Source organism: Synechococcus sp. CC9616, from assembly GCF_000515235.1.
GTDB lineage: Bacteria > Cyanobacteriota > Cyanobacteriia > PCC-6307 > Cyanobiaceae > Parasynechococcus.
In genome coordinates this window covers 664,976-688,605 of record NZ_KI911558.1, presented here as the reverse complement: position 1 = coordinate 688,605, position 23,630 = coordinate 664,976, and the positions used below count along the sequence as shown (strand labels likewise).

General features: G+C 51.1%; 23 protein-coding genes and 1 other RNA gene. 12 read left to right on the top strand and 12 right to left on the bottom strand.

Annotated features, from left to right (window positions below; all coding sequences use genetic code 11):
- Positions 1-403: 403 nt before the first annotated feature.
- Entirely contained in the window at positions 404-646 is a 243-nt protein-coding gene (locus tag SYN9616_RS15160; protein WP_156918659.1) for a hypothetical protein, read from the bottom strand.
- Complete coding sequence (locus tag SYN9616_RS0104035) at positions 633-962, bottom strand: nucleoside triphosphate pyrophosphohydrolase family protein (protein ID WP_028951974.1); 330 nt, start codon at positions 960-962, stop codon at positions 633-635. Before SYN9616_RS0104035 ends, SYN9616_RS15160 begins: the two co-directional genes overlap by 14 nt.
- Before the next feature lie 73 nt (positions 963-1,035).
- On the opposite strand from SYN9616_RS0104035, the gene pyk reads away from it, so the two are divergent.
- Genes pyk through SYN9616_RS0104015 form a run of 4 tightly spaced genes read left to right on the top strand, consistent with a single transcriptional unit; the run spans position 1,036 to position 6,332 of the window.
- Complete coding sequence (gene pyk, locus SYN9616_RS0104030) at positions 1,036-2,820, top strand: pyruvate kinase (RefSeq protein WP_028951973.1); 1,785 nt, start codon at positions 1,036-1,038, stop codon at positions 2,818-2,820.
- A gap of 20 nt (positions 2,821-2,840) precedes the next feature.
- Complete coding sequence (locus SYN9616_RS0104025; RefSeq protein ID WP_028951972.1) at positions 2,841-4,070, top strand: ABC transporter permease; 1,230 nt, start codon at positions 2,841-2,843, stop codon at positions 4,068-4,070.
- Between the two features lie 58 nt (positions 4,071-4,128).
- On the top strand, positions 4,129-6,042 hold the full coding sequence (gene ftsH / locus SYN9616_RS0104020; protein ID WP_028951971.1) for an ATP-dependent zinc metalloprotease FtsH: 1,914 nt from the start codon (positions 4,129-4,131) through the stop codon (positions 6,040-6,042).
- Positions 6,043-6,101: 59 nt separating this feature from the next.
- Positions 6,102-6,332, top strand: a complete 231-nt coding sequence (locus SYN9616_RS0104015) for a hypothetical protein (RefSeq protein ID WP_051410939.1) — start codon at positions 6,102-6,104, stop codon at positions 6,330-6,332.
- Positions 6,333-6,334: 2 nt separating this feature from the next.
- Here the strand turns inward: SYN9616_RS0104015 and SYN9616_RS16340 are convergent, their stop codons facing one another.
- Positions 6,335-6,472: a DUF2256 domain-containing protein gene (locus SYN9616_RS16340; protein WP_071991413.1), complete on the bottom strand. Its 138-nt coding sequence runs from the start codon at positions 6,470-6,472 to the stop codon at positions 6,335-6,337.
- Complete coding sequence (gene clpP / locus SYN9616_RS0104010; RefSeq protein WP_028951969.1) at positions 6,469-7,062, bottom strand: ATP-dependent Clp endopeptidase proteolytic subunit ClpP; 594 nt, start codon at positions 7,060-7,062, stop codon at positions 6,469-6,471. Before clpP ends, SYN9616_RS16340 begins: the two co-directional genes overlap by 4 nt.
- Positions 7,063-7,142: 80 nt before the next feature.
- Here clpP and psb29 point away from each other — a divergent pair, with 80 nt between their 5' ends.
- The gene (gene psb29, locus SYN9616_RS0104005; RefSeq protein ID WP_028951968.1) at positions 7,143-7,793 is read left to right on the top strand and encodes a photosystem II biogenesis protein Psp29; all 651 of its coding nucleotides are present in this window, start codon (positions 7,143-7,145) and stop codon (positions 7,791-7,793) included.
- Here the strand turns inward: psb29 and SYN9616_RS0104000 are convergent.
- Positions 7,775-9,274 carry a hypothetical protein gene (locus tag SYN9616_RS0104000; protein WP_232199990.1) on the bottom strand — a complete coding sequence of 500 codons (1,500 nt, stop codon included), beginning with the start codon at positions 9,272-9,274 and terminating at the stop codon, positions 7,775-7,777. The two genes, psb29 and SYN9616_RS0104000, sit on opposite strands and share 19 nt — an antisense overlap.
- Before the next feature lie 177 nt (positions 9,275-9,451).
- A complete protein-coding gene (gene petN, locus SYN9616_RS0103990) occupies positions 9,452-9,553 on the bottom strand; it encodes a cytochrome b6-f complex subunit PetN (RefSeq protein WP_028951966.1) in 102 nt (33 codons plus the stop codon).
- Between the two features lie 71 nt (positions 9,554-9,624).
- On the opposite strand from petN, the gene clpS reads away from it, so the two are divergent.
- A complete protein-coding gene (clpS, locus tag SYN9616_RS0103985) occupies positions 9,625-9,921 on the top strand; it encodes an ATP-dependent Clp protease adapter ClpS (RefSeq protein WP_028951965.1) in 297 nt (98 codons plus the stop codon).
- Position 9,922: 1 nt separating this feature from the next.
- Here the strand turns inward: clpS and SYN9616_RS0103980 are convergent, their stop codons facing one another.
- Positions 9,923-10,150 (bottom strand): hypothetical protein, encoded by a 228-nt coding sequence (locus SYN9616_RS0103980; RefSeq protein WP_028951964.1) that lies wholly within the window; start codon positions 10,148-10,150, stop codon positions 9,923-9,925.
- Between the two features lie 73 nt (positions 10,151-10,223).
- Between SYN9616_RS0103980 and SYN9616_RS0103975 the strand changes: the two genes are divergently transcribed.
- On the top strand, positions 10,224-10,499 hold the full coding sequence (locus SYN9616_RS0103975) for a DUF2103 domain-containing protein (RefSeq protein WP_028951963.1): 276 nt from the start codon (positions 10,224-10,226) through the stop codon (positions 10,497-10,499).
- Here the strand turns inward: SYN9616_RS0103975 and SYN9616_RS0103970 are convergent, their stop codons facing one another.
- Positions 10,500-10,718, bottom strand: coding sequence for a hypothetical protein (locus SYN9616_RS0103970; protein WP_028951962.1), 219 nt, complete (start codon positions 10,716-10,718; stop codon positions 10,500-10,502). It abuts the gene before it with no gap.
- Between the two features lie 150 nt (positions 10,719-10,868).
- Between SYN9616_RS0103970 and SYN9616_RS0103965 the strand changes: the two genes are divergently transcribed.
- From SYN9616_RS0103965 to SYN9616_RS17590, 5 genes are all read left to right on the top strand, one after another.
- Complete coding sequence (locus SYN9616_RS0103965) at positions 10,869-12,125, top strand: site-specific integrase (protein ID WP_037990661.1); 1,257 nt, start codon at positions 10,869-10,871, stop codon at positions 12,123-12,125.
- A gap of 459 nt (positions 12,126-12,584) precedes the next feature.
- Positions 12,585-15,020 (top strand): DNA-directed RNA polymerase, encoded by a 2,436-nt coding sequence (locus SYN9616_RS0103960; protein WP_037990659.1) that lies wholly within the window; start codon positions 12,585-12,587, stop codon positions 15,018-15,020.
- A 357-nt stretch (positions 15,021-15,377) separates the two neighbouring features.
- Positions 15,378-16,238: a hypothetical protein gene (locus SYN9616_RS0103955; RefSeq protein WP_156918657.1), complete on the top strand. Its 861-nt coding sequence runs from the start codon at positions 15,378-15,380 to the stop codon at positions 16,236-16,238.
- 954 nt (positions 16,239-17,192) lie between these two features.
- On the top strand, positions 17,193-18,074 hold the full coding sequence (locus tag SYN9616_RS0103945) for a hypothetical protein (protein WP_028951958.1): 882 nt from the start codon (positions 17,193-17,195) through the stop codon (positions 18,072-18,074).
- Between the two features lie 269 nt (positions 18,075-18,343).
- Positions 18,344-19,948, top strand: coding sequence for a hypothetical protein (locus SYN9616_RS17590; protein WP_198015132.1), 1,605 nt, complete (start codon positions 18,344-18,346; stop codon positions 19,946-19,948).
- Between the two features lie 247 nt (positions 19,949-20,195).
- On the opposite strand, the gene SYN9616_RS17055 is transcribed toward SYN9616_RS17590, so the two are convergent.
- The 4 genes from SYN9616_RS17055 to SYN9616_RS0103915 form a co-directional block, all read right to left on the bottom strand.
- The gene (locus tag SYN9616_RS17055) at positions 20,196-20,537 is read right to left on the bottom strand and encodes a hypothetical protein (protein ID WP_156918655.1); all 342 of its coding nucleotides are present in this window, start codon (positions 20,535-20,537) and stop codon (positions 20,196-20,198) included.
- Positions 20,538-21,292: 755 nt separating this feature from the next.
- A non-coding RNA gene (gene ssrS, locus SYN9616_RS16325) (6S RNA) lies at positions 21,293-21,476 on the bottom strand.
- A 6-nt stretch (positions 21,477-21,482) separates the two neighbouring features.
- Positions 21,483-22,661 carry a 5-(carboxyamino)imidazole ribonucleotide synthase gene (locus SYN9616_RS0103920; RefSeq protein ID WP_028951955.1) on the bottom strand — a complete coding sequence of 393 codons (1,179 nt, stop codon included), beginning with the start codon at positions 22,659-22,661 and terminating at the stop codon, positions 21,483-21,485.
- A 58-nt stretch (positions 22,662-22,719) separates the two neighbouring features.
- The gene (locus SYN9616_RS0103915) at positions 22,720-23,610 is read right to left on the bottom strand and encodes a carbohydrate ABC transporter permease (RefSeq protein ID WP_028951954.1); all 891 of its coding nucleotides are present in this window, start codon (positions 23,608-23,610) and stop codon (positions 22,720-22,722) included.
- Positions 23,611-23,630: the final 20 nt, after the last annotated feature.

Genomic DNA, 23,630 nt, shown 5'->3' with positions numbered 1-23,630 from the left:
ATTCATCTTGAGGCTGGATCTTGATTAGTGCAACGTCAGTCCACACGGCATAACGTCAATCAAATCAACACTTTTCAGGGGTTTAAGAATGGCAACATCCATCTAAACCTGCTTTGCTGAAACCACACTTGTGTCAGCAAGGATCTTGAAATGGCATTAATTTCCCGCAAAATAATCAGAGTCGAATTCGACATTCTTCGTAAGATTGATATTGCTTCACCTGCGATTTCTTGGATCAGCCCTCCAAAGAGCAATCACACATTCAATGGTTCAAGTAAGCCAATTGCATGATCAAGAATATTCAAGGGTTCGACATCAACTCTGAACTGATTGCTTAACCGCTTATCAACGCATGCATGGAGTGGTCCTGTGAGACCTTCAGACCGCTTTCTCCTGCAGTTGATCAGGAATCGCCGGCGGAGATGGTGATGGGCTGAAGAGCATCGGGAACGAGGACAGCACCAACACCGTGCCCACAGACACCAGCACAAGGAGTGGCAATGGTTTGACGAGGGGCTGCTTTTCTAGTGGGGTTCGGCAGCGTGAACAGATCGGTACAGCCTTTTTGGGTGGATGAAGAACGATTGCTGGGCCGCAGCAGCAGGAAGGGCAGCGATAACGGGGCATCGGATTCAGCGCTGATCACCGCTGCCGGAGATACGACCTCTTGATGCACGGCTTTCGAGCTTCTCGAGATTGGCCGATGCAATCTCGTCCAGATCGAATCCCAACTCACTACCCAGCTGAGCGACGTACCAGAGAACATCTCCGAGTTCGAGTTTGATCGCTTCGCGAACCTCACGATCGAAGTCACCATCACGATCACGTAGGACCTTTTTGACCTTATCGGCCACTTCTCCCGCCTCTCCACTGAGGCCAAGGGTGGGGTAAATGGGATTGGAGCCCACATTCGGATATGCAGCCGTACGTCGTGCAGCTTGTTGATAAGCGTTGAGGTCCATGGCACCACCCCCTTGTTAAGAGGGCCTCCGAGATGCCTGGATGGTAGTTTCCGCACGGTTTTACGGTCCGGACATGGCGCAGTTCGATCAGAACCGAAGAACCAAGATCGTGGCCACCATTGGGCCTGCCACGGAGAGCGCAGAACGGATCCGGGAGCTTGTGCTGGCCGGTGCGACGACCTTCCGTCTCAACTTTTCCCATGGCGATCACAGCGAGCATGCAACTCGAATTGCCACGATCCGCCAAGTTTCCTCTGAGCTTGGCCAGCACATCGGAATCCTTCAGGACCTGCAGGGTCCCAAGATCCGTTTAGGTCGCTTTGCAGAAGGACCGATCACCCTGGGCAAAGGTGATCGTTTCGCGCTCACTTCACGGCCGGTGAGCTGCGACAAGACCATCGCCACTGTCACCTACGACAAGCTTGCCGAGGAGGTCACCTCTGGCAGTCGGATCCTTCTGGATGACGGACGCGTCGAAATGAAGGTGGAGAAGGTTGACCAGTCAGACCAGACCCTTCATTGCAGCGTGACTGTTGGAGGAGTTCTGTCCAACAATAAAGGGGTCAATTTTCCTGACGTTCAACTCTCTGTTCGAGCTCTCACCGAGAAGGACCGAGTCGATCTGGAGTTTGGACTCAAACAAGGGGTCGATTGGGTTGCCCTCAGCTTTGTGCGCAATCCATCCGATATGCAGGAAATCCGTGAGCTGATCCGCCATCACGGTCACAGCACGCCCGTGGTTGCCAAGATCGAGAAATTCGAGGCCATCGATCAGATCGACGCGATCATGCCCCTCTGCGATGGCGTGATGGTGGCTCGGGGAGATCTGGGCGTGGAAATGCCTGCTGAGGAAGTTCCGTTGTTGCAGAAAGAGCTGATCCGTCGAGCCAACAGCCTTGGGATTCCGATCATCACGGCAACCCAAATGCTGGATTCGATGGCCTCAAGTCCACGACCCACGCGGGCCGAAGTGAGCGACGTCGCCAACGCCATCCTCGACGGGACCGATGCCGTCATGCTTTCCAACGAAACCGCGGTGGGGGATTTCCCGGTTGAAGCGGTTCAAACCATGGCGACCATTGCCTGCAGGATTGAAAAGGACTACCCACGCCGCACGATGGATAGTCACATCCAAAGCACAATTCCCAACGCCATCAGCAGTGCTGTGAGCACGATCGCCAGCCAGCTCAACGCATCAGCGATCCTGCCCCTCACCAAAAGTGGAGCCACCGCCCACAACGTGAGCAAGTTCAGGCCTGCGGCTCCAATCCTGGCCATCACGAGCGAAGTGCATGTGGCTCGCAAATTGCAGCTGGCCTGGGGTGTGACGCCATTGTTGGTTCCACAACAGAAGAGCACCTCCGGAACGTTCACAGTCGCGATGGGTGCCGCTCAGGACATGGGTCTGCTCAAGGAGGGCGATCTTGTGATCCAGACCGCCGGGACCCTCACCGGCATTTCGGGTTCAACAGATCTGGTCAAGGTTGGAATCGTCAGCGCGGTTCTGGCTAGAGGCAGCGGAATCGGCAACGGAACCGTCAGTGGCAAGGTGAGGCTCGCTCTCAGTCCCGGGGACTCGAGCAAGATCGAACCTGGGGAGATCCTGGTGATGCGGGACACCACGTCTGAAGACCTGGACGCCATCCGCCATGCTGCCGGAGTCGTGACCGAAGCTCCAGCGGACACCTCTCACGCAGCTGGCATCGCTGAGCGATTGGGAATTCCCACCATCTCAGGCGTCATCAACGCCACACGCGATCTCCGTCATGGTGAAGTGGTCACCTTGCAGGTTCGCGATGGTTTGGTGCATCGGGGAACGGGCCTCAATGCAGCCAGCAAGCTGGACACAATGCTCTGACGAGAGCATGGCTGAATGACATGAGCAGGCGAATGCCTCCGATGGAGACGGTGGGGATGGCTCTGACCACCCTCAGAACAAACCGGCTGCGCAGTCTTCTCACCATGGTGGGGATTGTGATCGGCAACGCATCAGTGATCACGCTGGTAGGTGTCGGTCGCGGAGCCCAGGGATTGGCTGAAGAGCAGTTGAGCAACCTTGGTGCCAACGTTCTGTTCGTCGTTCCTGGAAACAACGACACACGACGACGAGGGGTCGCCTTCCCAAGAACGCTTGTGCTGGAGGACGCTGAAGCGATCGCTGAGCAGGTTCCCAGCGTGAAGCGTGTCGCACCACAGATCTCGAGCAGCCAGGTGGTTCAGCTCGGTGCGCGCAGTTCAACCAGCTCGATTTCAGGGATCACGCCCGAATTCCTGCCGGTTCGCAGTTTCGAAGTGTCGAAGGGCAGATTCATCAATGCCGAGGATGTCAAAGCGGCAAGGAACGTGGCCGTGATCGGTCCCGATCTTGCGGCAAAACTCGTTCCTACTGGATCTGTGGTTGGGCAACCACTACGGATCGGCAACCAGTCCTTTCAGGTTGTGGGGGTGATGGCTCCAAAGGGAGCCGTGTTTGGCAGCAACCAAGACGGCAACACTTACATCCCGATCAGCACGATGGTCACGCGCCTAACCGGTCGTGATCCCACGTACGGCATCAGCCTGAGCTTCATCAGTGTCGAAGCCAATGATGAAAGCAGTACAAGTGCTGCGAAATTCCAGATCACCAACTTGCTGAGGCAGCGTCACGACATTCTTCGAGATGATGATTTTGCCGTGCGGTCTCAGAAAGATGCCTTGAGCATCGTCGGCACCATCACAGGAGGCCTGACGCTGATGCTTGCGGCGATCGGCGGAATTTCCTTGCTTGTTGGCGGCATCGGAATCATGAACATCATGTTGGTGTCCGTCAGTGAACGCACCCAGGAAATCGGCCTGAGAAAAGCCCTCGGAGCCCGCAGTGGCGATGTTCTCCAGCAATTTCTCGTTGAATCGCTGGTTTTGGCGAGCTTGGGTGGAGCCATTGGCACAGCGGCAGGTCTTGGAACCATTGCCCTGGTCGCCACGTTGACGCCGCTGCCAGCGAGTATCGGCACCAGCACCGTGCTGATGACGGTTGGATTATCTGGATCCATTGGCTTGTTCTTCGGTGTCGTACCGGCGCGCAGAGCGGCGAAACTGGATCCGATCGTGGCCCTTAGAAGCCTTTGAAGAACAGCACAGCAGTTGCTGTAGCTCCTTTACACTCTTTAATCATTTCCTCAGCTCCATGAACCAGCGCTGGCGTCTCCTTGCTCTCTGGCTGCTGCCAATTGGGGTTGTTCTGTTGATCGGCTGGCAAGTTCTCAACAGTGGAGGCTTCAACGGGCTGGGATCAAACGGTCCGACGGTGGCACCGAGAAATGCCGCTGTTGCCCGCATGAGTTACGGCCGTTTTCTCGATTACGTCGAAGCCGGTCGAGTGACGGCCGTTGATATCTATGACGGTGGCAGGAATGCGGTCGTTGAAGCTGTCGATCCGGATCTGGACAACCGGGTTCAACGTTTGCGAGTTGATCTTCCAGGTCTTGCCCCTGAATTGATCAACACACTCAAAAACGAAGGGATCAGCTTCGATATTCATCCGCCTCGCTCAACACCACCTGCACTTGGTCTTCTTGGCAATCTCTTGTTCCCGCTTCTTCTGATCGGGTCGTTGATTTTCCTTGCTCGCCGAAACAGTGGCATGCCTGGAGGTCCTGGTCAGGCCATGCAATTCGGAAAGAGCAAAGCGAAATTCATGATGGAGGCTGAAACCGGCGTCAAATTTGACGATGTGGCTGGCGTTAACGAGGCGAAGCAGGAGCTCGAGGAAGTCGTCACGTTTTTGAAGCAGCCTGAGCGATTCACGTCCGTTGGAGCTCAGATTCCCCGTGGAATGCTGTTGGTTGGTCCTCCCGGAACCGGTAAAACTCTTCTTGCCAAGGCGATTGCAGGAGAAGCGGGCGTTCCCTTCTTCTCTCTTTCAGGTTCTGAGTTCGTTGAGATGTTCGTTGGTGTTGGAGCCAGCAGGGTTCGTGATCTGTTCAAGAAAGCCAAAGAAAACAGCCCCTGCTTGATCTTCATCGACGAAATCGATGCTGTTGGCCGTCAGCGTGGCGCTGGTATCGGTGGCGGTAATGACGAACGTGAGCAGACGCTGAATCAGTTGCTCACCGAAATGGATGGTTTTGAAGGCAACAGCGGCATCATCATCATTGCTGCGACCAACCGTCCCGACGTTCTTGATTCAGCTTTGATGCGACCTGGTCGCTTTGATCGTCAGGTCACTGTTGACGCTCCCGACATCAAAGGGCGTCTGTCCATTCTCGAAGTTCACTGCAGGAATAAAACACTGGAGACCGAGCTCTCCCTGGAAAGCATTGCTCGGAGAACACCAGGTTTTACCGGCGCTGATCTTGCCAACCTGATGAACGAAGCAGCCATCCTCACGGCTCGTCGTCGCAAGGAGGCGATCGGCCTGAGTGAAATTGATGATGCCGTTGATCGCATTATTGCCGGCATGGAAGGTCGTCCTTTAACCGATGGCCGTAGCAAGCGTCTGATCGCGTATCACGAAGTTGGCCATGCCCTTATTGGAACGCTGGTGAAAGATCACGACCCTGTTCAGAAAGTCACGTTGATTCCCCGCGGACAGGCTCAGGGACTGACCTGGTTCTCTCCTGACGAGGAACAAACCCTTGTGACCAGATCTCAGCTGAAATCGAGAATCATGGGAGCTCTTGGCGGCAGGGCTGCTGAAGATGTGGTGTTTGGTCACCAGGAAGTCACCACCGGTGCAGGGGGTGATATCCAACAAGTTGCCTCGATGGCACGTCAGATGGTGACGCGTTTCGGCATGAGCGATCTTGGCCCTGTTTCACTCGAGGGTGGCAATCAGGAGGTTTTCCTGGGTCGTGATCTGATGACGCGCAGTGATGTTTCCGATTCGATCGCTCGTCAGATCGATGAGCAGGTTCGGACCATGGTGAAGCACTGCTACAAGGAAACAGTTGCGATCGTTGCTGATCACCGTGAGGTGATGGATCGACTTGTGGAACTCCTGATCGAAAAGGAAACGATGGATGGCGATGAATTCAGAGCGATCGTTGCTGAATTCACGGATATCCCAGAGAAAGAGCGTTCCATTCCCAGCCTGAACTAAACCAGAACACAGATATCAACCACGCTCGTTCCTAAATTGAGCGTGGTTTTTTTAATGCAATGCTGGACGAGGGTATTCGATCTCCAATGGAGAACCATTCCCGTTTTCATGGAACGGACTGGAGCCCTCAGCGTGTTGCCTTTCACCAGAATCTTGTAGAATTTGCTGATCGCGTTGGCCTGATTGTCGGACTTCAATCCAACGGGAAAGTTGGTCAAGAAGAAGATTTTGAACAGATTAAAACGATGTGGAATCTCCTCAAAGACAGTCGCAAGGACTTGCTCGATTAGTCTTACTTGATTTTATTTTTACGACGTCGACATCGATCAGAACAATAAGTCACATCATCCCAGCATTGTTTCCATGCTTTACGCCATTGGAAGGGGCGTTCGCAGACGGGGCATATTTTCGTTGGAAGGCCTGATTTCAATCGACGGAGTGCACAGGACGCTTATCGATCACCTGGTCGATCAATCCATAGGTTGCAGCTTCTGTCGGAGACATGAAAAAGTCTCGATCGGTGTCCTGCTGAATCCTGTCCAGGGGTTGGCCTGTTCGATCTGCTAATTCCTGATTCAGTCGATCCTTGAGAAAGAGAATCTCGTCGGCTTGAATCCGGATATCACTGGCCTGGCCTCGGGCGCCACCCAGTGGCTGGGGAATCATGATGCGTGAATGTTGAAGGCTGCTTCGCTTACCCTTCGCGCCGGCACACAGCAAAAAGGCGCCCATACTTGCTGCCAAGCCAACACAGACGGTCTGAACGTCAGGACGAATATGTTGCATAGTGTCAAAAATCCCTAGGCCGTCGTAGACGGAGCCCCCAGGAGAATTGATATACAGATAGATATCTTTTTCGGGATCCTCTGCCTCAAGAAACAACATCTGAGCCACGATTCTGTTTGCTGAGTCACTCGTGACAGCTTCACCGAGAAAAATGATGCGTTCGCGAAGCAGCCTCGAATAGATATCAAACGCCCTCTCGCCCCGTCCGGACTCCTCAATCACGATCGGGATCATCTGGCCTCTGCATGAATGGTTTGATCCTAACGGCGACATCTTCGGCGCTATGGTCATCACCATCGATTCCGGATCACGAGTTGGGCGACCGTAAGACCATCGCTGACAGCAAACGCGATTTTCATCAGCTGTTTCCTTACGTCATCGCCCCTCTGTATCGGAGGCTTGCCGATGAGCTTCTTGTTGAGCTGCACCTGCTGAGCCATCAGAAACAGTTCAAGAGCAATTCTTTGTTTGCAGTTGGGCTTGACACCGTCTTCCGTGCCTTCACCCAGGGGTACCGGCCTGAGGATCACCCCCCATTGCTGTTCAAGGCCCTCTGCGACAGCAATGGCTTCGAAGCCGACCAGCTCAGAAAGGAAGCCGCAACAACTCTGGAGAAGGCCGGCAACCAATCAGACGGTGTATTCGATGGCTGGGTGAAACAGTTTCAGCGTCCTGAGGACGCCCATTACTCCAGGCTGATGGCCATTGGTCTGTTCAGCCTTCTGGATGCCGCCAATGGCGAAGCTGACGCGAAGGCCAAAGTTGACCAACTCAAAACCCAAGCATCTGAACTTTCAGAAACACTGGGTCTGAACCGGTCCAGGGTGGACAAGGACATCAGCCTCTTTCTGGCGAGTCGAGAGCGAATGGAACAAGCCGTCGAATTGATGGAAGAGACCCTGGCCAGCGAGCGCAAAAAACGCGAGCAGCGGTTGGCAGAATCGGCTCAGGGAACAGCCAGCTGACCCCTCATCCAACTCCAGTCTTCGTGGCTTGTTGCTGATCCGGCCAAGGGTTGCAGAATCAGATTCAGCTGTTTTGCCAGTCGCACCGGCCTCGGCCAGCTGGAACCGAACAGGCCGAGCTGCTCCAGGTCATTGGGCTGCATGGAGAGGATCAGCTGCACTGGGTCCTGAGGGAGTGCGGTACCCGAAGCCGATGCCGATGCCTTGGCATGAGGGGACGTGGCGAGAGTCAGTCGCAGCTGCGCTGGATGTTTTTTTGTGTCATCAGCGTTGATCAAGGTCCAACCACCGAGCAATCGCTCCTTCTCATCGTGCTTTTCAAACCAAAGAACGGCACGACCAGCAGATCGCCCATTGGGACTGATCAACTTTTTTTCACGACGTTGCAGCCCTCCCTCTTTCAATTTCTCAGCGGCGCTGTTGAGAGCGGAAACCACAGCCTTGGTGTCTGCTGGCAGCTGCAGATCCAACTGGACTCCAGCGAGGAAGGGTCCCTGATCCACCTGAATCACTTTCAGAAAAAGAGGAGCATCAAGCAGTTCAAGCTGAAGGGTTGGTGGAAGGCCATAGTCCTCCTCGAGACCGTCCCGAATCAGGGGACGATTCAACATGGCGCCAAGCAGCGATCGGGACGACGAGCTCGACATTTCCAGCAGAGGTGCTGCGGAAGCCGTTTTCTTCGTGGAGGGTGCTTTGGAGGACGGTTTTTTGGAGGTGGGTGTTTTGGAGGTGGTTTTTTTGCTGGAGGACTGTTTGGCAGACGATGGCTTGACAGGCTTTGACGCTGTCGTGTTCAACGATGGGATCTCAGCGGGCTGATCCGGAGGAGCAAGACGCTTCGATGCTTGCCTTAAGGGTCGTGAGCCAACAACGCCGCTCCATGACAACAACGTCCCCTTGAGCTCCAAGGAGAAGCATCCATAGGAAGCACTTTGAAGCAAAGGCAGCATCGGTCCAGCCATTGATGCAAGAGCGGCTGGGGACCAAAGAACAGCCGAACCTTTCCTGAGGTACTTGAAACATCGCGCCTCCAGAGGGGAAGGAACAATGTTTGATGAACGCGCCTGCTGGTCAAAGGTGACGGCATTCAGAAGGTCTGCAAAGACGAGGGTGAATCCTTCTATTTCTCGGCGTAAAGGGGCTGTGGCGCTCGGTAGAACCACCGACGTTTCGGGCAGGATGAGCAGAGCATCTCCCTCCTGGGGCCAGGCCTGCCACCAGATCTGTTCATCCAGTTGTTGCCAGAGCTCTGAAGCGGTTTTTGGGTCAAAAAGCTTGGTCCACAGGGCTGGAACCGGCTTCGCCGCATCAACCCGGAAGCTCTGCACCATCTGCATCCCCTCGCTCACATGAAGCAATGGATCAGCATTGGGGCTTGAATCTGATTCGGTTCCGGTCCTCTGGTCACTCAGCCAGAGAGACGTCAGCGGTATGAGCACCAGAAAGGCGATCGCGAGACTGGTGAAGGGCTGCGTCCTCACCCTCTTGAGGACGTCATGCACAAGTGCTTTCACATGCCCCGACGACGACGATCCCGCCACTCAACCGTGGACAGGTAGACAACACAGATGCTGACAAAAACAAGCAAAACTGCCGCCAGCACAGCCAAAGTCTGGCTCAGCAAAGGCGCTTCGGAGTTCAGCAAGAAGCTCAGCTGTTCAGAAATTAAGGGTTCCGTCGCCGTTGCGACCCCAAACCACCATTGCGATCGAGAAGCTGAAGGTTGCTGCCAGTGCCGCCCAGGCAAGGGTGAACAACATGTACTTGACCACTTGGATAGGGAGATCCTACCTAGGGTCATGGACCCGAAAACAAAATCACGACAATTGTCATGACAACCTCCAGCCCGGGATCAACGTCGCTGCTGGAGCGGGAAAAGACCACACAGCGTTATCCCCAGGCGCGGGTCATCGTCCTCGACGATGACGTCAATACCTTTCAGCACGTCGTGGATTGCCTGCGCAGGATCATTCCTGGCATGAGCGAGGACAAGGCCTGGGATCTCGCCAATCGAGTCGACAGCCAGGGGGCGGCTGAAGTGTGGTGCGGGCCCCTTGAGCAGGCAGAGCTTTATCACCAGCAGCTTTCAGGGGAAGGTCTGACAATGGCTCCGCTGGAACGCTGCTGACTCAAGCCGCAGGCTTACGTGTCGCTTTGGTCAGCTTGAGCACATCGACTGTTCGAAAGCGTTTTCGACGGCTGTCAAAGACGTAACGGAACACGCGTCCTGGGCTGATCGCCAGGCCACGCACCTCCGCACCATGCAGTTCCACCGTCAAGGTGCGGGCGGTTGGGCCGCAACGATCCTCGAGTGGACCGGAGACGGCCTGTCGCAATGCATCGATCGAACGGAGCATCACCAGGCATGGTGCTCTCTTCGGCATAGCCATGGCCGCTAGCTTCGACCAGATCTCGGGATTTCATACCGATTTGGGCCGGGTTGTCATCACACACAGCACGTACGTCGAAGGCCTGATCCCCTGGCTGAAGGCTCTCGCTCGCGTGCCCACCATCCAGACAATCACCCCGGCCGTGATCTCAAAAGTGAGGGGTCGTTGCCAGACCTTGCAACTAAGAGTTTCTGTCCCGATCCGTGGCGGCTTCAAACTTTTGGCGCGGAAGGGCAGCAGCGCTCAGGAGGTTTTCGTGGTCACCAATCTCGACAGAGAGACCCTGCAGATCACAGTGAACCAGCTACGACCCTGATCAGGGGTCAACCGCCTCAATCGCCTGGTCACAGGCTTCGGTGTGACCGCTGCGAATGTCGGGTTCCCTCAGACAGAGAGCAGCCCAGTCCTGTCGTTTGAAGCAGGCCGGAAGAATGGCTCGACAGGCCACCTGTGCATCATCCGTAAGGAACCTGACGGTTTCCTCTGCCGAGGCTTTGGAGCAGGCAAGAAGAACCGATAAAGCGATCGGAGTCATCGAGCGATGTCCACTGGTCAATGGGGTGAACCGCTGTGCCGTGCGAGCCCCGGTGATCGACCTGATAAAACCATAAGAGGCTGAGAAGGCAGACCAGCTGGTATGTCAGTGGTTTTGAAGGTAGGTTGTTGGAACCACCCGTTGGAACCAGTGACAAAACTGACGCAAATAAAAGGCAGAGCGGGGTATTACCTGATTGTTGCAGTGCCACGTGCACTGAGAGGTGCCATCAAGTCCAGCAAGATTGTCAAGAAGGCAGGGAACACAAGAGCAGAGGCACTGAGGAACCGACCTGAACTGTTGCTGCAGATAGAGCAACGGTTAAGGGAGGCTGCGTCTGTTGACCCGATTGGAAAGACCTTCAAACAAGTGAGGCCAGACGAACCAGCCTTCTTTGATGAGCTGGAAAGGAATATGAGGGCAGCAGGCCACAGTGAGGCTGAATACAACACGCTTGTTTATGGCGCTGAGGCTGTCCGTGAGCAGGGTCTTGAGGTTGCAGAGGTCCCAGCCCTTGAGGCACGCCTGAAGGCTGCTGAGAAGGGCATCTCGTCCTATCTGCAGTGGATGGAGAGGAGAAGGGTTGAGGAGTTACCAGCTGCAAGCACATACGCAAACTGGAAGAGCCGTCTGAAGCTGTTGTCTGAATGGCTTGGCAGTGAATACCTGGGAGGGATGACAAAGCAACAGGCAGTGCAATACAAAGCTGTGTTGCTGCAGAAGAGCGCTCACCAGTCAGTAAGAACTTCCATCAACTGTCTGAAGGCCTTTTGGAACTGGGCAAGGGACAACGGTGAGGTAACTGTGAACATTTGGGAAGGTCTGACTAGGAAGCTGGCAACCTCCGAGAAGAAGGAAGCCATACCTCTGGAGCAGATGCAGGCAGCTCGTGACAAGGCTGATGAGCTGAACGACATTCAGTTCTGGATACAGATAACGCAGGGTTGCCGAAAGTCAGGACACGGTGGGTTGAGGTGGTGTGACATTGACACCAACAGACGCACCATTAGTTATGTCAACTGGGAAGCTGATGGAAGGGTGAGGAGATTAAAGGGCAAAGCAAAGGACGAAAGAGTTGTTCCAATTAACAAACTGTTGATGAGCAAGCTTGAGTTGATGCTGCCCGAAGCATTCACCAACAACAGCACCGACTGGATATGGGATGACTACAAAACTGCTCTTGAGAGTTGGGCTGTGCGATGGGCAGAGAGATTTACTGACCGCTATGGGTTCAGCTCACACAACCTCAGAAGCTATGTAGTGACACGTCTGATGAATGAAAGGGTGTCTCCGTTTGTCTTGTATGAAATCACAAGGCACTCAATCCCTGGTATGTCAGAGGTTGTCAGCGGTTACGTAAGACCTACAACTGATGAACTTAGGTCTGTTGTTGAGATACTTGGATAGCTAATTAACCAACATACGCAACCACACATTGAATGAAACTTACTGACACTCAACAAACACAAGCAATACAGATGCACGATAGTGGTATCAGCTATTCTATCATTGCAACATACTTCAACATAACAACTAAATATTCATGCCTTATTTGACCACACCCAAATACAACAAATTCAATAAAGGTAAAACATCAGGATTTTTCCATTCAATCAATGGCGTTTCTTCACTGACAACCACCCTGCCATCACCCGATTTGGCTAGTGGAGAGCCCTAGACACGACACGAATGGGGGATGGCTATGCCTGTTTGCTAAATCAGACTCAATTCATATGCAGAATCCAATCTTGACACCAACCCTTGTACTCACTGTCGCCTTTTTGATAGGCCTTGGAACGAATCAAATCAATGAGAATGAGAAAGATCTAAAAAATAAAAAAAGTTGGAGCCTTGGGAATTGATAACATGAATTCACGACAGCTCAAACTAGAAGAACAGTCCCATAGAGAAGCTGTTAAAAAGCGAAGACGAGATCTTCAGCAGGCTAAAGAAAAATCATATATATCAGGAACAACTGAAGGTCGTCAGCTGTTCCTAAACTTGTTTTTGCCGTACTCAGAAGCATTAAATGATCGATTGCAAATAGTAATGCAGGGGAAGGCGAGTAAATGGGGTCACTTCGCCATTCACACTCACGATCTAACAGAAGAGCTTGGCGTTGAGTATGTGGCTTATTGCGCGATGAAAAAGATGATCGATTGTATCGATACCGGGAACAACCAACTAGTTGAAGTCGCCACGACAATTGGCCGTATACTTGAGAGTGAAGCAAGAATAAATTACTACATTGAACTTGGCGGCAAAGATACTGAACGGCTTGTCGATGCCAAGCAAAAAAAGAAAAACTCATCGCCTCGTCACAAGCATTTAGGCATCAAGTTGTCAGTTGAAAAACAACTGCTTGATAAGGGCTGGGCACAGGATGATCTATTTCCGACGTGGGCATCAGAAGTACGTACTGGGATTGGGCTTTTCCTGATTGAGGCAGCCGTTCAAGCGGGATGGTTCACTCGAACTCCAAAACGGATGGCAAGGAACAAGACAGAGAACGTTCTGCTGCCATCACCAGCTGTTGCTCAGTGGCTTGAGCATGCAAGGTCCAACATTGATTCCTGGTCGTATTTGTCTTGGCCTCTAGTAGAGCCACCACTGGATTGGAAACTTCAAGATCAGCCATCAAGGAAAAACATCTCCGGCGGCTATCACTCCCCTCTGCTTAGGCAGGTCCATCCGCTTTGTGGTGGAAGAAAGGGGATGCATTCCGATAGCCAGTTTGGGCAAGTAGCAATTGACCTACTCAATACACTTCAACGCACTGCCTGGTGCATCGACCAGGAGGTCTTGAAGGTCGTTGAAGCGTGCTGGGTTAAAGACATATCAGTTGGAAGTTTCAGGGCAGTTACAAACGATCCTCGAAGGGCTCAGGTAATGCCTGAACACATCAAAAACCTGCCGAAAGAAGATGCAGAACGAGTTGCCTGGAGAAAGCTTCAACACTCCATTCACGAAGCTCACCATGAGCAGGTTGAAAGAGCCCGTTCAACGATGTCTGTACTGTCCATGGCTAGGCAGTTTTCCAAGGAACCACACTTTTATCTGAGCTGGGAATGTGATTTCAGAGGACGCCTCTACGACCAGCAGGCTTGGTTAGGGAGACAGAAGTCGGACTTGGAGAAGTCCCTATCGCGATTTGCAGAAGGCTGCCTACTAAATGAGCGATCGGAAGAGTTAGCAGCTCAAGCTGTTGGAGCAGCGTTCTTGGGTAGTAGGGGAACCTTCAATGAACGATCTCGGTGGACGAGATCACACTCACAGCTGCTGGAGGCCATTGCAGATAACCCGATCGGTACAGCAACTCAATGGGAACAGGCTGACGATCCATGGCAGTTCCTTCAATTAGCTATTGAGTGGGTGAAGGTCGTACTGAGGAAGCAGCAAACGCTTTGGCATGTACCCGTTACGGCTGACGCCACAGCCTCTGGCTTGCAGTTACTGAGCGCCATGAGGCGTGATCCAAAGGGGATGGAGTTCAGCAACCTGACACCTCAAAAGGAACCAGATGCTCCACCAAAGGACGCATACCTAGAAGTGCTTCGTGTGGCACGAGAGCTGGCTGAGGCTGATCGAGAGACTGCATGGCTGTCAGAGCACCTAATCCACCGGAGTCTTGGAAAGCCTGTCTTGATGGTGGCTATTTACGGAGGTTCCTACAGGACTAACCGTCAGGACATCATTATGGCTTTGACCAAGGAAGGGCTTTATCCGAATCCGGTTGCTTATAAAGACACAAAGGTTTTGACAGATTTACTGCGAAAGGCCAGTAAAAAGGTATTTCCAGCAGCTTTTGAGACGCTTGCTTGGATTGAGAAACTTGCAGAGATGGCTCTAGAGCAAGGTGCAACGTCCCATACTTGGTCCACACCCACTGCTGACAGCATTCAGCACGTCGAGTACCAACCAGCTGATGCAATAAGAGTCGAAACCCACTTTCTTGGCAAAGTCAGCATTGGGCTGGGAAACCTAAAGCTTCCAAACATCTCAAAGTTAAAGACTAGTCTGAGTCCTCAATTTGTACATTCATACGATGCTGCAGTCTTAAAAGCAGCATTCCATAACTGGCAGAGACCGTTAAGTACAATTCACGATTGCATAGCAGTACTTCCAGCCGACATGGAAGATGCTCATGAGCGCCTACGGAAAAGCTTTGTAGAGGTATGTGATGGTGATCCGCTTGGTCGGCTAGCAGATGACTTTGGAATAGACAAAATGTCTTTAGAAAGGCCCGAAAGTCTAGGTCAAGACCTAGAAACAATAATTGAATCCAATTATATGTTTAATTGATTTTTCATTGTCATGTCAAATCATATGCTTAAATATTAAGTTCATGTTAGAACTATCATCTTGATCAGAGTAAATAATTTCGGCTGGACGAATAAGCCGTCTCTAAAAATCAATTGATATCATACTACCTAACACCTACCTATCGCTTCATACAGAACCACACAGGCACCGTATAGAGCACGTTAGCTAGCAGACTACATATGTTTGTGATTGATACATAGAGTTCAGACTGTCACGAATGGGTTCTCTCTTCCCTTTGTAAGCACCACGTCCAACTGCAATGTTGGAGTGTCTTTTTATTTGTTGCATATTCTTTAATTAGTGGCTATAAAGAGATGGGTTGCTCACCTTTCTCTCATGTCTAAAAATTCAATCAAAAATTCTAATAAAGGTACGTCGAATTGGGTTGAAACAAATTTTATGTTTGTTCGCAAGCCTAATAAATATCCATATCATTTTTTTGGAATACCAAACTGTAGAAATCTTGAATCGGTACCAAGATTATCCGAGCATGATTTAAGAAAAGATTCGCGTAAAGGTAACCCTTTCACGACCATTGCGTGTGGCATTCAAAGTCTTGACCAAAAAACAAAAGATATCAAAACTTCTTTTCTAGCATTAGAGAAGCAGGTTGATGAGCACAAGGCTCTTGTTGATGCTTTGGATAAGACGATTGGGAAATCAACCAAAGGCAATAAGAACGGACCGGAATTAGATTCGACTTATACTAAGCTAATAAATAAAAATAAAAGGCGTCTTGATGAATTTGACGTGTATCTCGAATCTATCCAGAATAGCCTCGACGGCAAGGGTTCAAACGGAAACAGCAATAATTCAGATCAGAAAATCATAAAACTGACAAATCGTATTTCTTCTCTGGAGGATGAAATTAAGTCGTTAAGTAAAGTAGACAATGGTGATTCTGGTGTTGTTGACTCTGATGTGATAACTGGTTTGAAAAACAGCATCTCAACTCTTGAAGATGCCGTGAAGCTTGATCCAATAACTCCATCATCCAATAAGGATGCTGGCATCAATTACTACCTTAATCGCAACTACAAGGATACGCAAAGTATCTATACTGAACTTTCTGGCATCTATGACAGGCTCGCTGGATTAGAGAATAGCATCTCGTCTACATACAACACCGATTCCAATCTAGATCTGCTGTTATTGATTGAAAATTTGACAGGCAGAGTTATAGCCTTGGAAGCATAAATAATTCGTTGCACCTGCTCTTTGATTAATAGACACCAGCCTCACTGCAAGCAGCTGCAACAGAGACAGCACCTCAAGAAGCGGTGCAAACTTTGGGCGCCGACCTGGCAGAGGGATGTGCTGGGCTCCTGAGGCTGGTTAGTCAGGAGACGTCTGGCTTGGGATCGTCACCATTCAGATCGTCAACGTCGGACTCCAGCGACAGCAAACGATCCAACTCAGCTGCACGGGGGTGAGGCAAGGGGCCGAAGACAAGAGTTGACCATTGCTGTCATCCGCCTGTGCGTCTGTTATTTGAGGTTGTAACAGCTGACCAGTTGGCCCGCCTTCGGGCAAATCAGCAGGCCGTTACACAGACGCAGCCTCCCGCTTCCGCTTGCGATGGGCCGCCACCCGGCACTTGACTGAGCAGTAGGTTCCCCGATGGTCGGGGCATTGTTCACCACAGTGAGCGCAGGGGTTGGGCTTGGCGTTGACTCTTCTTATTGCATTCCTTATTTCTTTTGCAATCATTTGTGTATCTAGCAATAACCTTACTTGTTTTCCCTGTAATCCACTGTCCTGCAATGGACTACGCTTAAATGGACACTAATAGTAGAGAAGAAAGCAATTCTCCAAAGCACGTTTGGAATCGTGCCTAAAGAAATTGGCCGCTGTGAATGCCTTAACGGAGTAACTCGCGGTTAGCAAGTCAGAAGCCAAGGAACTGAGAAAGACCAGCAGCTCAGGTAGATCCAAGAATTTGACCCTTTGCGTGACGTGATGGAATAGCGGCACAGCAGACCACTCCAAGATGATGTGACATCAGGATGTAAAAGAGGCCTAGCACCAGCGGAGCTGGCGCGGAAACATGCCTTCTGACATCCAGATGATTCCTATACCTACCCATTTACTAGGACAAGCCACCGGCAAGTGGGTGATCCAATAGAAAGTCCACACGTGTGGATAAAAATAATGAATCAATTGAATTACACACTAATGCTTCCTGTTGATAAAGCAGGTGAACCAGACCATCGTTTTAACGACAGTCTCGAAAGGATTCGGAATCAGCTAACAGATCAGACGATCAAGGAATTGATTGAATTCCACACTCATATTAAGCAGTTACAGAAAGGCTATTCAAAGCAAGGCCTAGATTTTGCCGTTGCTGTCTTCAAAGAAGCTGCTTACCTAGACAACAATCATCGATTTAATGAAGACAACCGCTACGGGTATAAGTCAAAGGTACTAAGAAAGCAAGCACAACAGACGATTGAACGACTTGGTTTTTCTAAAAATAATTCTCATAAACTAGTCTCTACTGCGGATTGGTTAACTAGTCGATTCTCCGGCAAGGACGAGCTTCAATGGTTTGAGAAACTATCCCCGTCTCACAAATACGAGCTCAGCAGAATGAGTTCTCAAGGCTATCGAGTAGTTCAGGAAGAAGTGTCATATCCAGATTTCGACTTTAGTGCTGGTCAACAAAGCATCTCTGTCAGAAGGCTGGAGCAGATCCGTCGTTCATATCCGAAGCAGGAGATGCCAAGCAGTGATGCCGCCACCTTTCCAGAGACACCACAGGAACAATCAAAGGAACTTCAGCAAATACATCAAAACCAGTCTTTGAAGACTTGTTCTGAGCAACACACTGAACCAAGCCCCCTACCAACAGATGGTGAGCTTGATCAGATCAATAATGCTGAGATGGTTGAACGATTCACGGTGCTTGCTCAATCCGTTGATTGGGCAGCATTAGGTGAGTGTGCAGCCATTAGAAGGTTTCAAGCATCAATGTCTGAGACGCTCAACTGCATGACTGAACTCACGAGTCACTCATCAGACTTACAGAAGTAGGTGAACCGCTGGATCAATACCGAGCTGGACACCCGTGTGATCCCGTTCTTCCTTTGGGAGATCACGAGGCACAGTATTCCAGGGATGAGTGCTGTGGTTAGTGGCCACGTCCGCCCTACAGAGGAGCAACTCAAAGAAACCATGCAACTGCTGGATTGGCTTATATCAGCACACGCCTTGAGCTGCTTACTGACAATGGGATGGATAGAAGTGAGGCAGTACTGAATGCATCAATCTCTGTTTCCTTTTGTGTCCTACTCTGAAGATATATGCTGCCTTGGTTCTATGGACTTTCGCATTGTTTAAGCTATAGTGGTATTTGTTATGCAATTGTGGCTCTTCAGAAACATTTTGCCAGCAATGACGACCCCAGCTATATTTTTGGACTTAACCTACGCAGGCCTAAGCTTACTTTTAATCAAATAAAGCCTGGTCATTTTAAGGTTATTAGTAGTGCCGACAAAAGAACAAAACACAACTGGACCCACGCAGATGGCACTAAGGGCTCTGTCTCTTCAAGTCAATTGATTAATAATTGGGATCGATATACATCTGAGGAGCCTGTATATGGAAGTGCAATTGGTATTGATGGTCAGACCCATTTGCTATTCCAGTATAAGAGTTTAAGATTCAATAAAAATGGGAAGATTGTTGCATCAGCCAAGCTTCATGATTATGGATTTCTAAAACAAAATGAAGACTTGTTGAAAACTGCGCACGGTTTCAGTTCAGTTTCAAATCACCTCAAGCTTGATCCTAATAGTAAAAAACGTTGGCTTTATCAAGCAAAAAACTATGATTCAGGTCAAAAGCTAGAATCAGATTCTCGTAGTTATCGAAGCTTTGAATCTGGTGATAATCAGTTTGAACGAGGACCGCTCTCATTCTCATTCTGCCTTCCAGTGGTTGGTTGTCCTTCCAATAACCCTTCCCCCTCCCCTGCTCCTGCTCCTGCTCCTGCCCCTGCCCCTTTACCCGCTCCTATTCAATTCCCTCCACCAACACCAACACCAACACCAACACCACCTATCCCATTTATAACTAATATTTTTTCTAATAATGGAGGATTTACTGCTACATCAAGTGCAGCCTGGCAAAAGGTAAAGAAATCCGTTAATCAATTTAATCATGGAACTTCATCGACTGCTTTGCCTTTTAGTTACACTTGGGAAGATATTACTCTTACGGGTAGAAAATTTCCTATCTCTGCTGATTTAACGATAACTCCACGCCTTGAAGGTTCAATCGACTTTGGTGGTGGACTAACCTCTGCTGCTGCCAATCACAATTATATACCTGATATTAAATCAACCCTCACTACTGATTTCAGTGGAAATATTTCAGCGGGAAAAATTAATGCGATGCGAACAATTATTTTTCCCGGCCCTAGCGATTCTATTACTACTGATTTTGGCCAATTGTCCGTAAACACAGGCATTAAAGGTAATGTTACTGCATTCTCTTCTAGTGGTGATCCTGTCAGTGGTCAATTGTTTAATGCCAATGCTGAATTCAGTCCTTCCGCATCCTTGGATGTAATTGGTGGTAAATTTTACACTACTAGTCCTGATATCAAGCCTACAGTTGATATTACAGGATTTGAGACAAATGCACGTGATTTCAGTGCCATTGGCGTAACTGTAAATCCTTTTGCTGAAGCAGATGGAACAATTAAAATCCCTTCACGAATTCCTTTTATAGGTGGCAATGATTTAGCTACTATGACTTTTGATCTAGATAATTATATTAAACTGAATGCAAGTAATGGCAATATTGTTACCACCATAGAAGGTGATTTGTCAGCTAATGTTACCTTACTGGGTAAAACAATTATCGACGAGTCGTTCACGATGTATCCGCCTGTCACCATATAGTTACAAGTCAATGCAATACCTTGATGCCACTCGCTTCTAGGCTGCACCATCCGCCAGAACCAACTAGCTCAAGGCGATCACCTCACCAAGAAGTGCAAGCTCTGGGCACCCACCTGGCAGAAAACAATGGGTTGGGCACCGGAAGCTGGATGATCAATGCTCTGTGGCAGGCTTAATGTTCACATTAGGCAATCTATCAGGCATGCATTGATCGCTCGTTGTAGAGCCTTTTTGCTGGACCCTACAACTAAGGATTAAGTGAACATTCTGGGAATTCTTTTAATGTCATCTCTACTGCTTTATTCAACAGTGGGATCATACTCATACTCTGATTAAAGGTCCATTCATCCAAAGTCAAATCTAAATCCTCTTTTGTAATCCTGCCTTTCGCTTCAAAGTTACAAAGCAAAATCACCATCCTCCTCATAGCACTCATTTCAGCAACACTTACGCACAAATTAGTGTTTTCTTCTGAAGCATGACAAGCTTTCTCTACTTCCTCAAATGTTAAAAAAGGAAAAGCCTGAACTGGAACTGCTGAGATGAGCAGTGCACCAATTAATGGAATAGTTCTGAGTAGTGACCTCATAAAAAATGAAATAAATTTGTTAAGTCTATTATCGTAGTAGCAGGGACACAACAGACCCCCAGGGGGGGGTGTCTTTGCCAGCCAGAGAGCTGCAGGAAGTGGCCTTATTGATGCCTTCTTTGCCTGCTGTCTGATTATTTTGCTGCGCCTGTTGTTTTATCTGCTGCGCCAGCGCCAGCGGTCAGACATTGTGTTGATGATTGATAGGGGTAGGGGTGGGGTATGTCATTGCTTACCAGCCACTGCTGCTGTCGCCTTTGTCACGCCTTACCTGCTGTCAGCTGGTCAGATAGTCAGCACTGCTGCCGCTTGATACAGGCCAATACAGCGGTCATACAGGGCGACCTTGGTCGGTCACAGAGCAATACAGACGCACAGTCTGTGAAGCAGTGACAACACTGAAGAGACAGAGCGGAGTGAACGTAGTGAGCGGAGCGGGACAACACCAGCAACACAGGAGAACACCTGCTGTAGCTGACGTTGCGCCAGTTATTGACCCTGATTACCTGGCTTCGTAGCTGGTTCCAACAGTTCTTCCCTTGAGGACACTGGGATGGTTCCAACAGACACAGAGGATGAGCTACTGATGGTCGACATAGCTGTGTGCCAGTTCCCAGCTGTCACATCACCTGCCTACATTTCACACATATCGGTCACGCGATACAGATCATCAAGACATCACCAATCCTGATGTGTTGCAACCAGTTGTTGGAACCGGGCCTCAACTGAACCGCTGAGAACCCATGCAATCATTGGGGTGAACCGCTGTGCCGTGCAGCCTCCAGGCTTCGACCTGGAAGAACCAGAAGGGGGGACAAAGTGGGGTTTCGTTTCCGGCTGCATGGCCGGTCTACGTCACCGTCACGACAGTCTCCCCAAGTCGAAAGAGAGTCAGATCAGAGCACTAGAGAAAGGCCGTCACCAACAGAGCAGTTCATGGAAATCTTAGTCGTCTTCTTCTACTTGCAATGGCCAGATTCGACGAATCACCTCTAGAGCAGCCATTGCTTCATCTCGACGCTTTGCTGCCGTCTGCTCCCTGAGCAGAACCGTGACATGACCCAGCTTTCGTCCTGGGGTTTCGCTTGGTTTCTGGTACCAGTGCAGATGGCTTTCCGGGAGATTTTGCAGGCTGCTGAGTCGCTGCTCGAGGGGAGCGGCTTGATCAGGATCCAACCCGAGCAGATTTACCATCAGTGCACCACGACTGGTGAGCTGGACCGATGGCACCGGCAAGCCGGCCACGATGCAGAGCTGCTGATCGAACTGACTGCTGCTGCAGGCATCAATAGAAAAATGGCCCGAATTGTGAGTGCGAGGAGCGATTTCGTTCACCTGCAGTCCCGAGGGGCCATGGAAGAACTCGAGGGCCATCACACCGACGTAGTTCAACTTGGTGAGGAGTGAGGCCGCCACGTTGTAAGCGAGCGCTTCAATTGATTGATCAACCGCGGCTGGAGCCAGAACCCAGTCGCAGACCTGACTGGATTGGTGAGTTTCAACGAGGGGAAAACTTCTGACGCGTCCCTGGCCATCCCGGCTCACCACCAGGGCCAATTCCCGCTCGTAGTGCACCCAGGCTTCAAGCAGCCACTCACTTGCGTTGACACGGCGCATTAACTGGGCCAAATCATCCACGGACTTGAGAATCAGCGTCCCTTTGCCGTCGTAACCGCCGCGTGCAGCCTTGGCCATCACAGGGAAGGTCCATCCCGTCGGCAGCGCAGGCTGAGACGGAGAGATGCGACTGAGTGGAATCCAGGGTGGGCAGGCGATACAGAGGTCTGCCAGCAACTGCCGCTGAAGAAGCTTGTCCACCAGCGGCGATAGAGCCGCCAATGCAGGACGGAAACGAACTCCCTGCAGTTCCAAAGGGATCAGAGCATCGATGTTCACCCATTCGTTTTCGAATGTGATGCCGTCACAGCCCTCGACAAGCTGCCGCGTACCCGCCACATCACGCGGATCCGCACTGATCAGACGCGACGCACCATCAACGGCTGGGTCATCAGCAGCGCCCGTCTGAACAGACACGGCGATCTGCCTCTCTGATGCGGCTTGAACAAGCATCCGGGCCAGTTGGCCTCCTCCCACAACTCCGATCGTGGCGGGCGAGCTGGTCATGACCGAAAAGGCGCTGACAGACCCTGGAAGCTTGCCATCACAAGGGCTCGTCGGCTGCTTAGATCAACGAGCGATCACTGCTGAAAGCCAGCCGGAGAGCCGTGAACAGCATCACCAACAGGAACAGGGCAAGGCCGAGGGTGCAGGCATAGCTGATCTCCAGTTCAGCGAAAGCCTGGTTGTACACGTAATAAACAATGGTCCGGGTGGCATCCGCTGGTCCTCCCTGCGTCATCAGAAAGACCTCCTCGAAGACCTTGGTGGCAGCGATTGAAGACACCACCGCCACCAACGTGATGTAGGGACGTAGGAGTGGAAGGGTGATGTCCAGGTGCTGACGCCAGCCCTCGCTGCCATCGAGCTCCGCAGCTTCATAGAGCTCTCCTGGAATTCCCTGAAGTCCAGCCAGGAAAATCACCATGTAGTACCCAAGGCCCTTCCAAAGCGTGACGAACATGACGGCGGGAAGCGCCAGCTGGGGGGACGTCAGAAAGCCGATTGGCGTGAACGAATCACCTAGGGCAGCCGCCAGCCAGCCATTGATCAGGCCGTTTTCGGAGTAAAGCCAGCGGAAGGCGATGGCTGCAACGACGATCGACACCAATACAGGGGTGTAGAAGGCACCTCTGAGACAATGCATTCCCGGGAGACTGCGGTTCACCAGTACGGCCAGAGCAAGTGAGCCGAGCACGATGGGAGGCACCACGCCGAACAGATAAAGGAAGGTGGTGAGAAGTACCTGACGGGCCATCGGATCCGAGATCAGTCGGCGGAAATTGGCCAGTCCAATGAATCTGAGGGGCTCACTGACATCCAAGCCGGTGGAACTGAAGCTCATCACCAGTGCCATCACGGCTGGAATCAGCACGGACAGACTGATCAGAACCAAAGCCGGCAACAGGAATCCCCAAGCCGTGAGGGAGCCGCGCCAATGTCCCGATGCCGCCATGGGAGCGAACAGGATTTCGC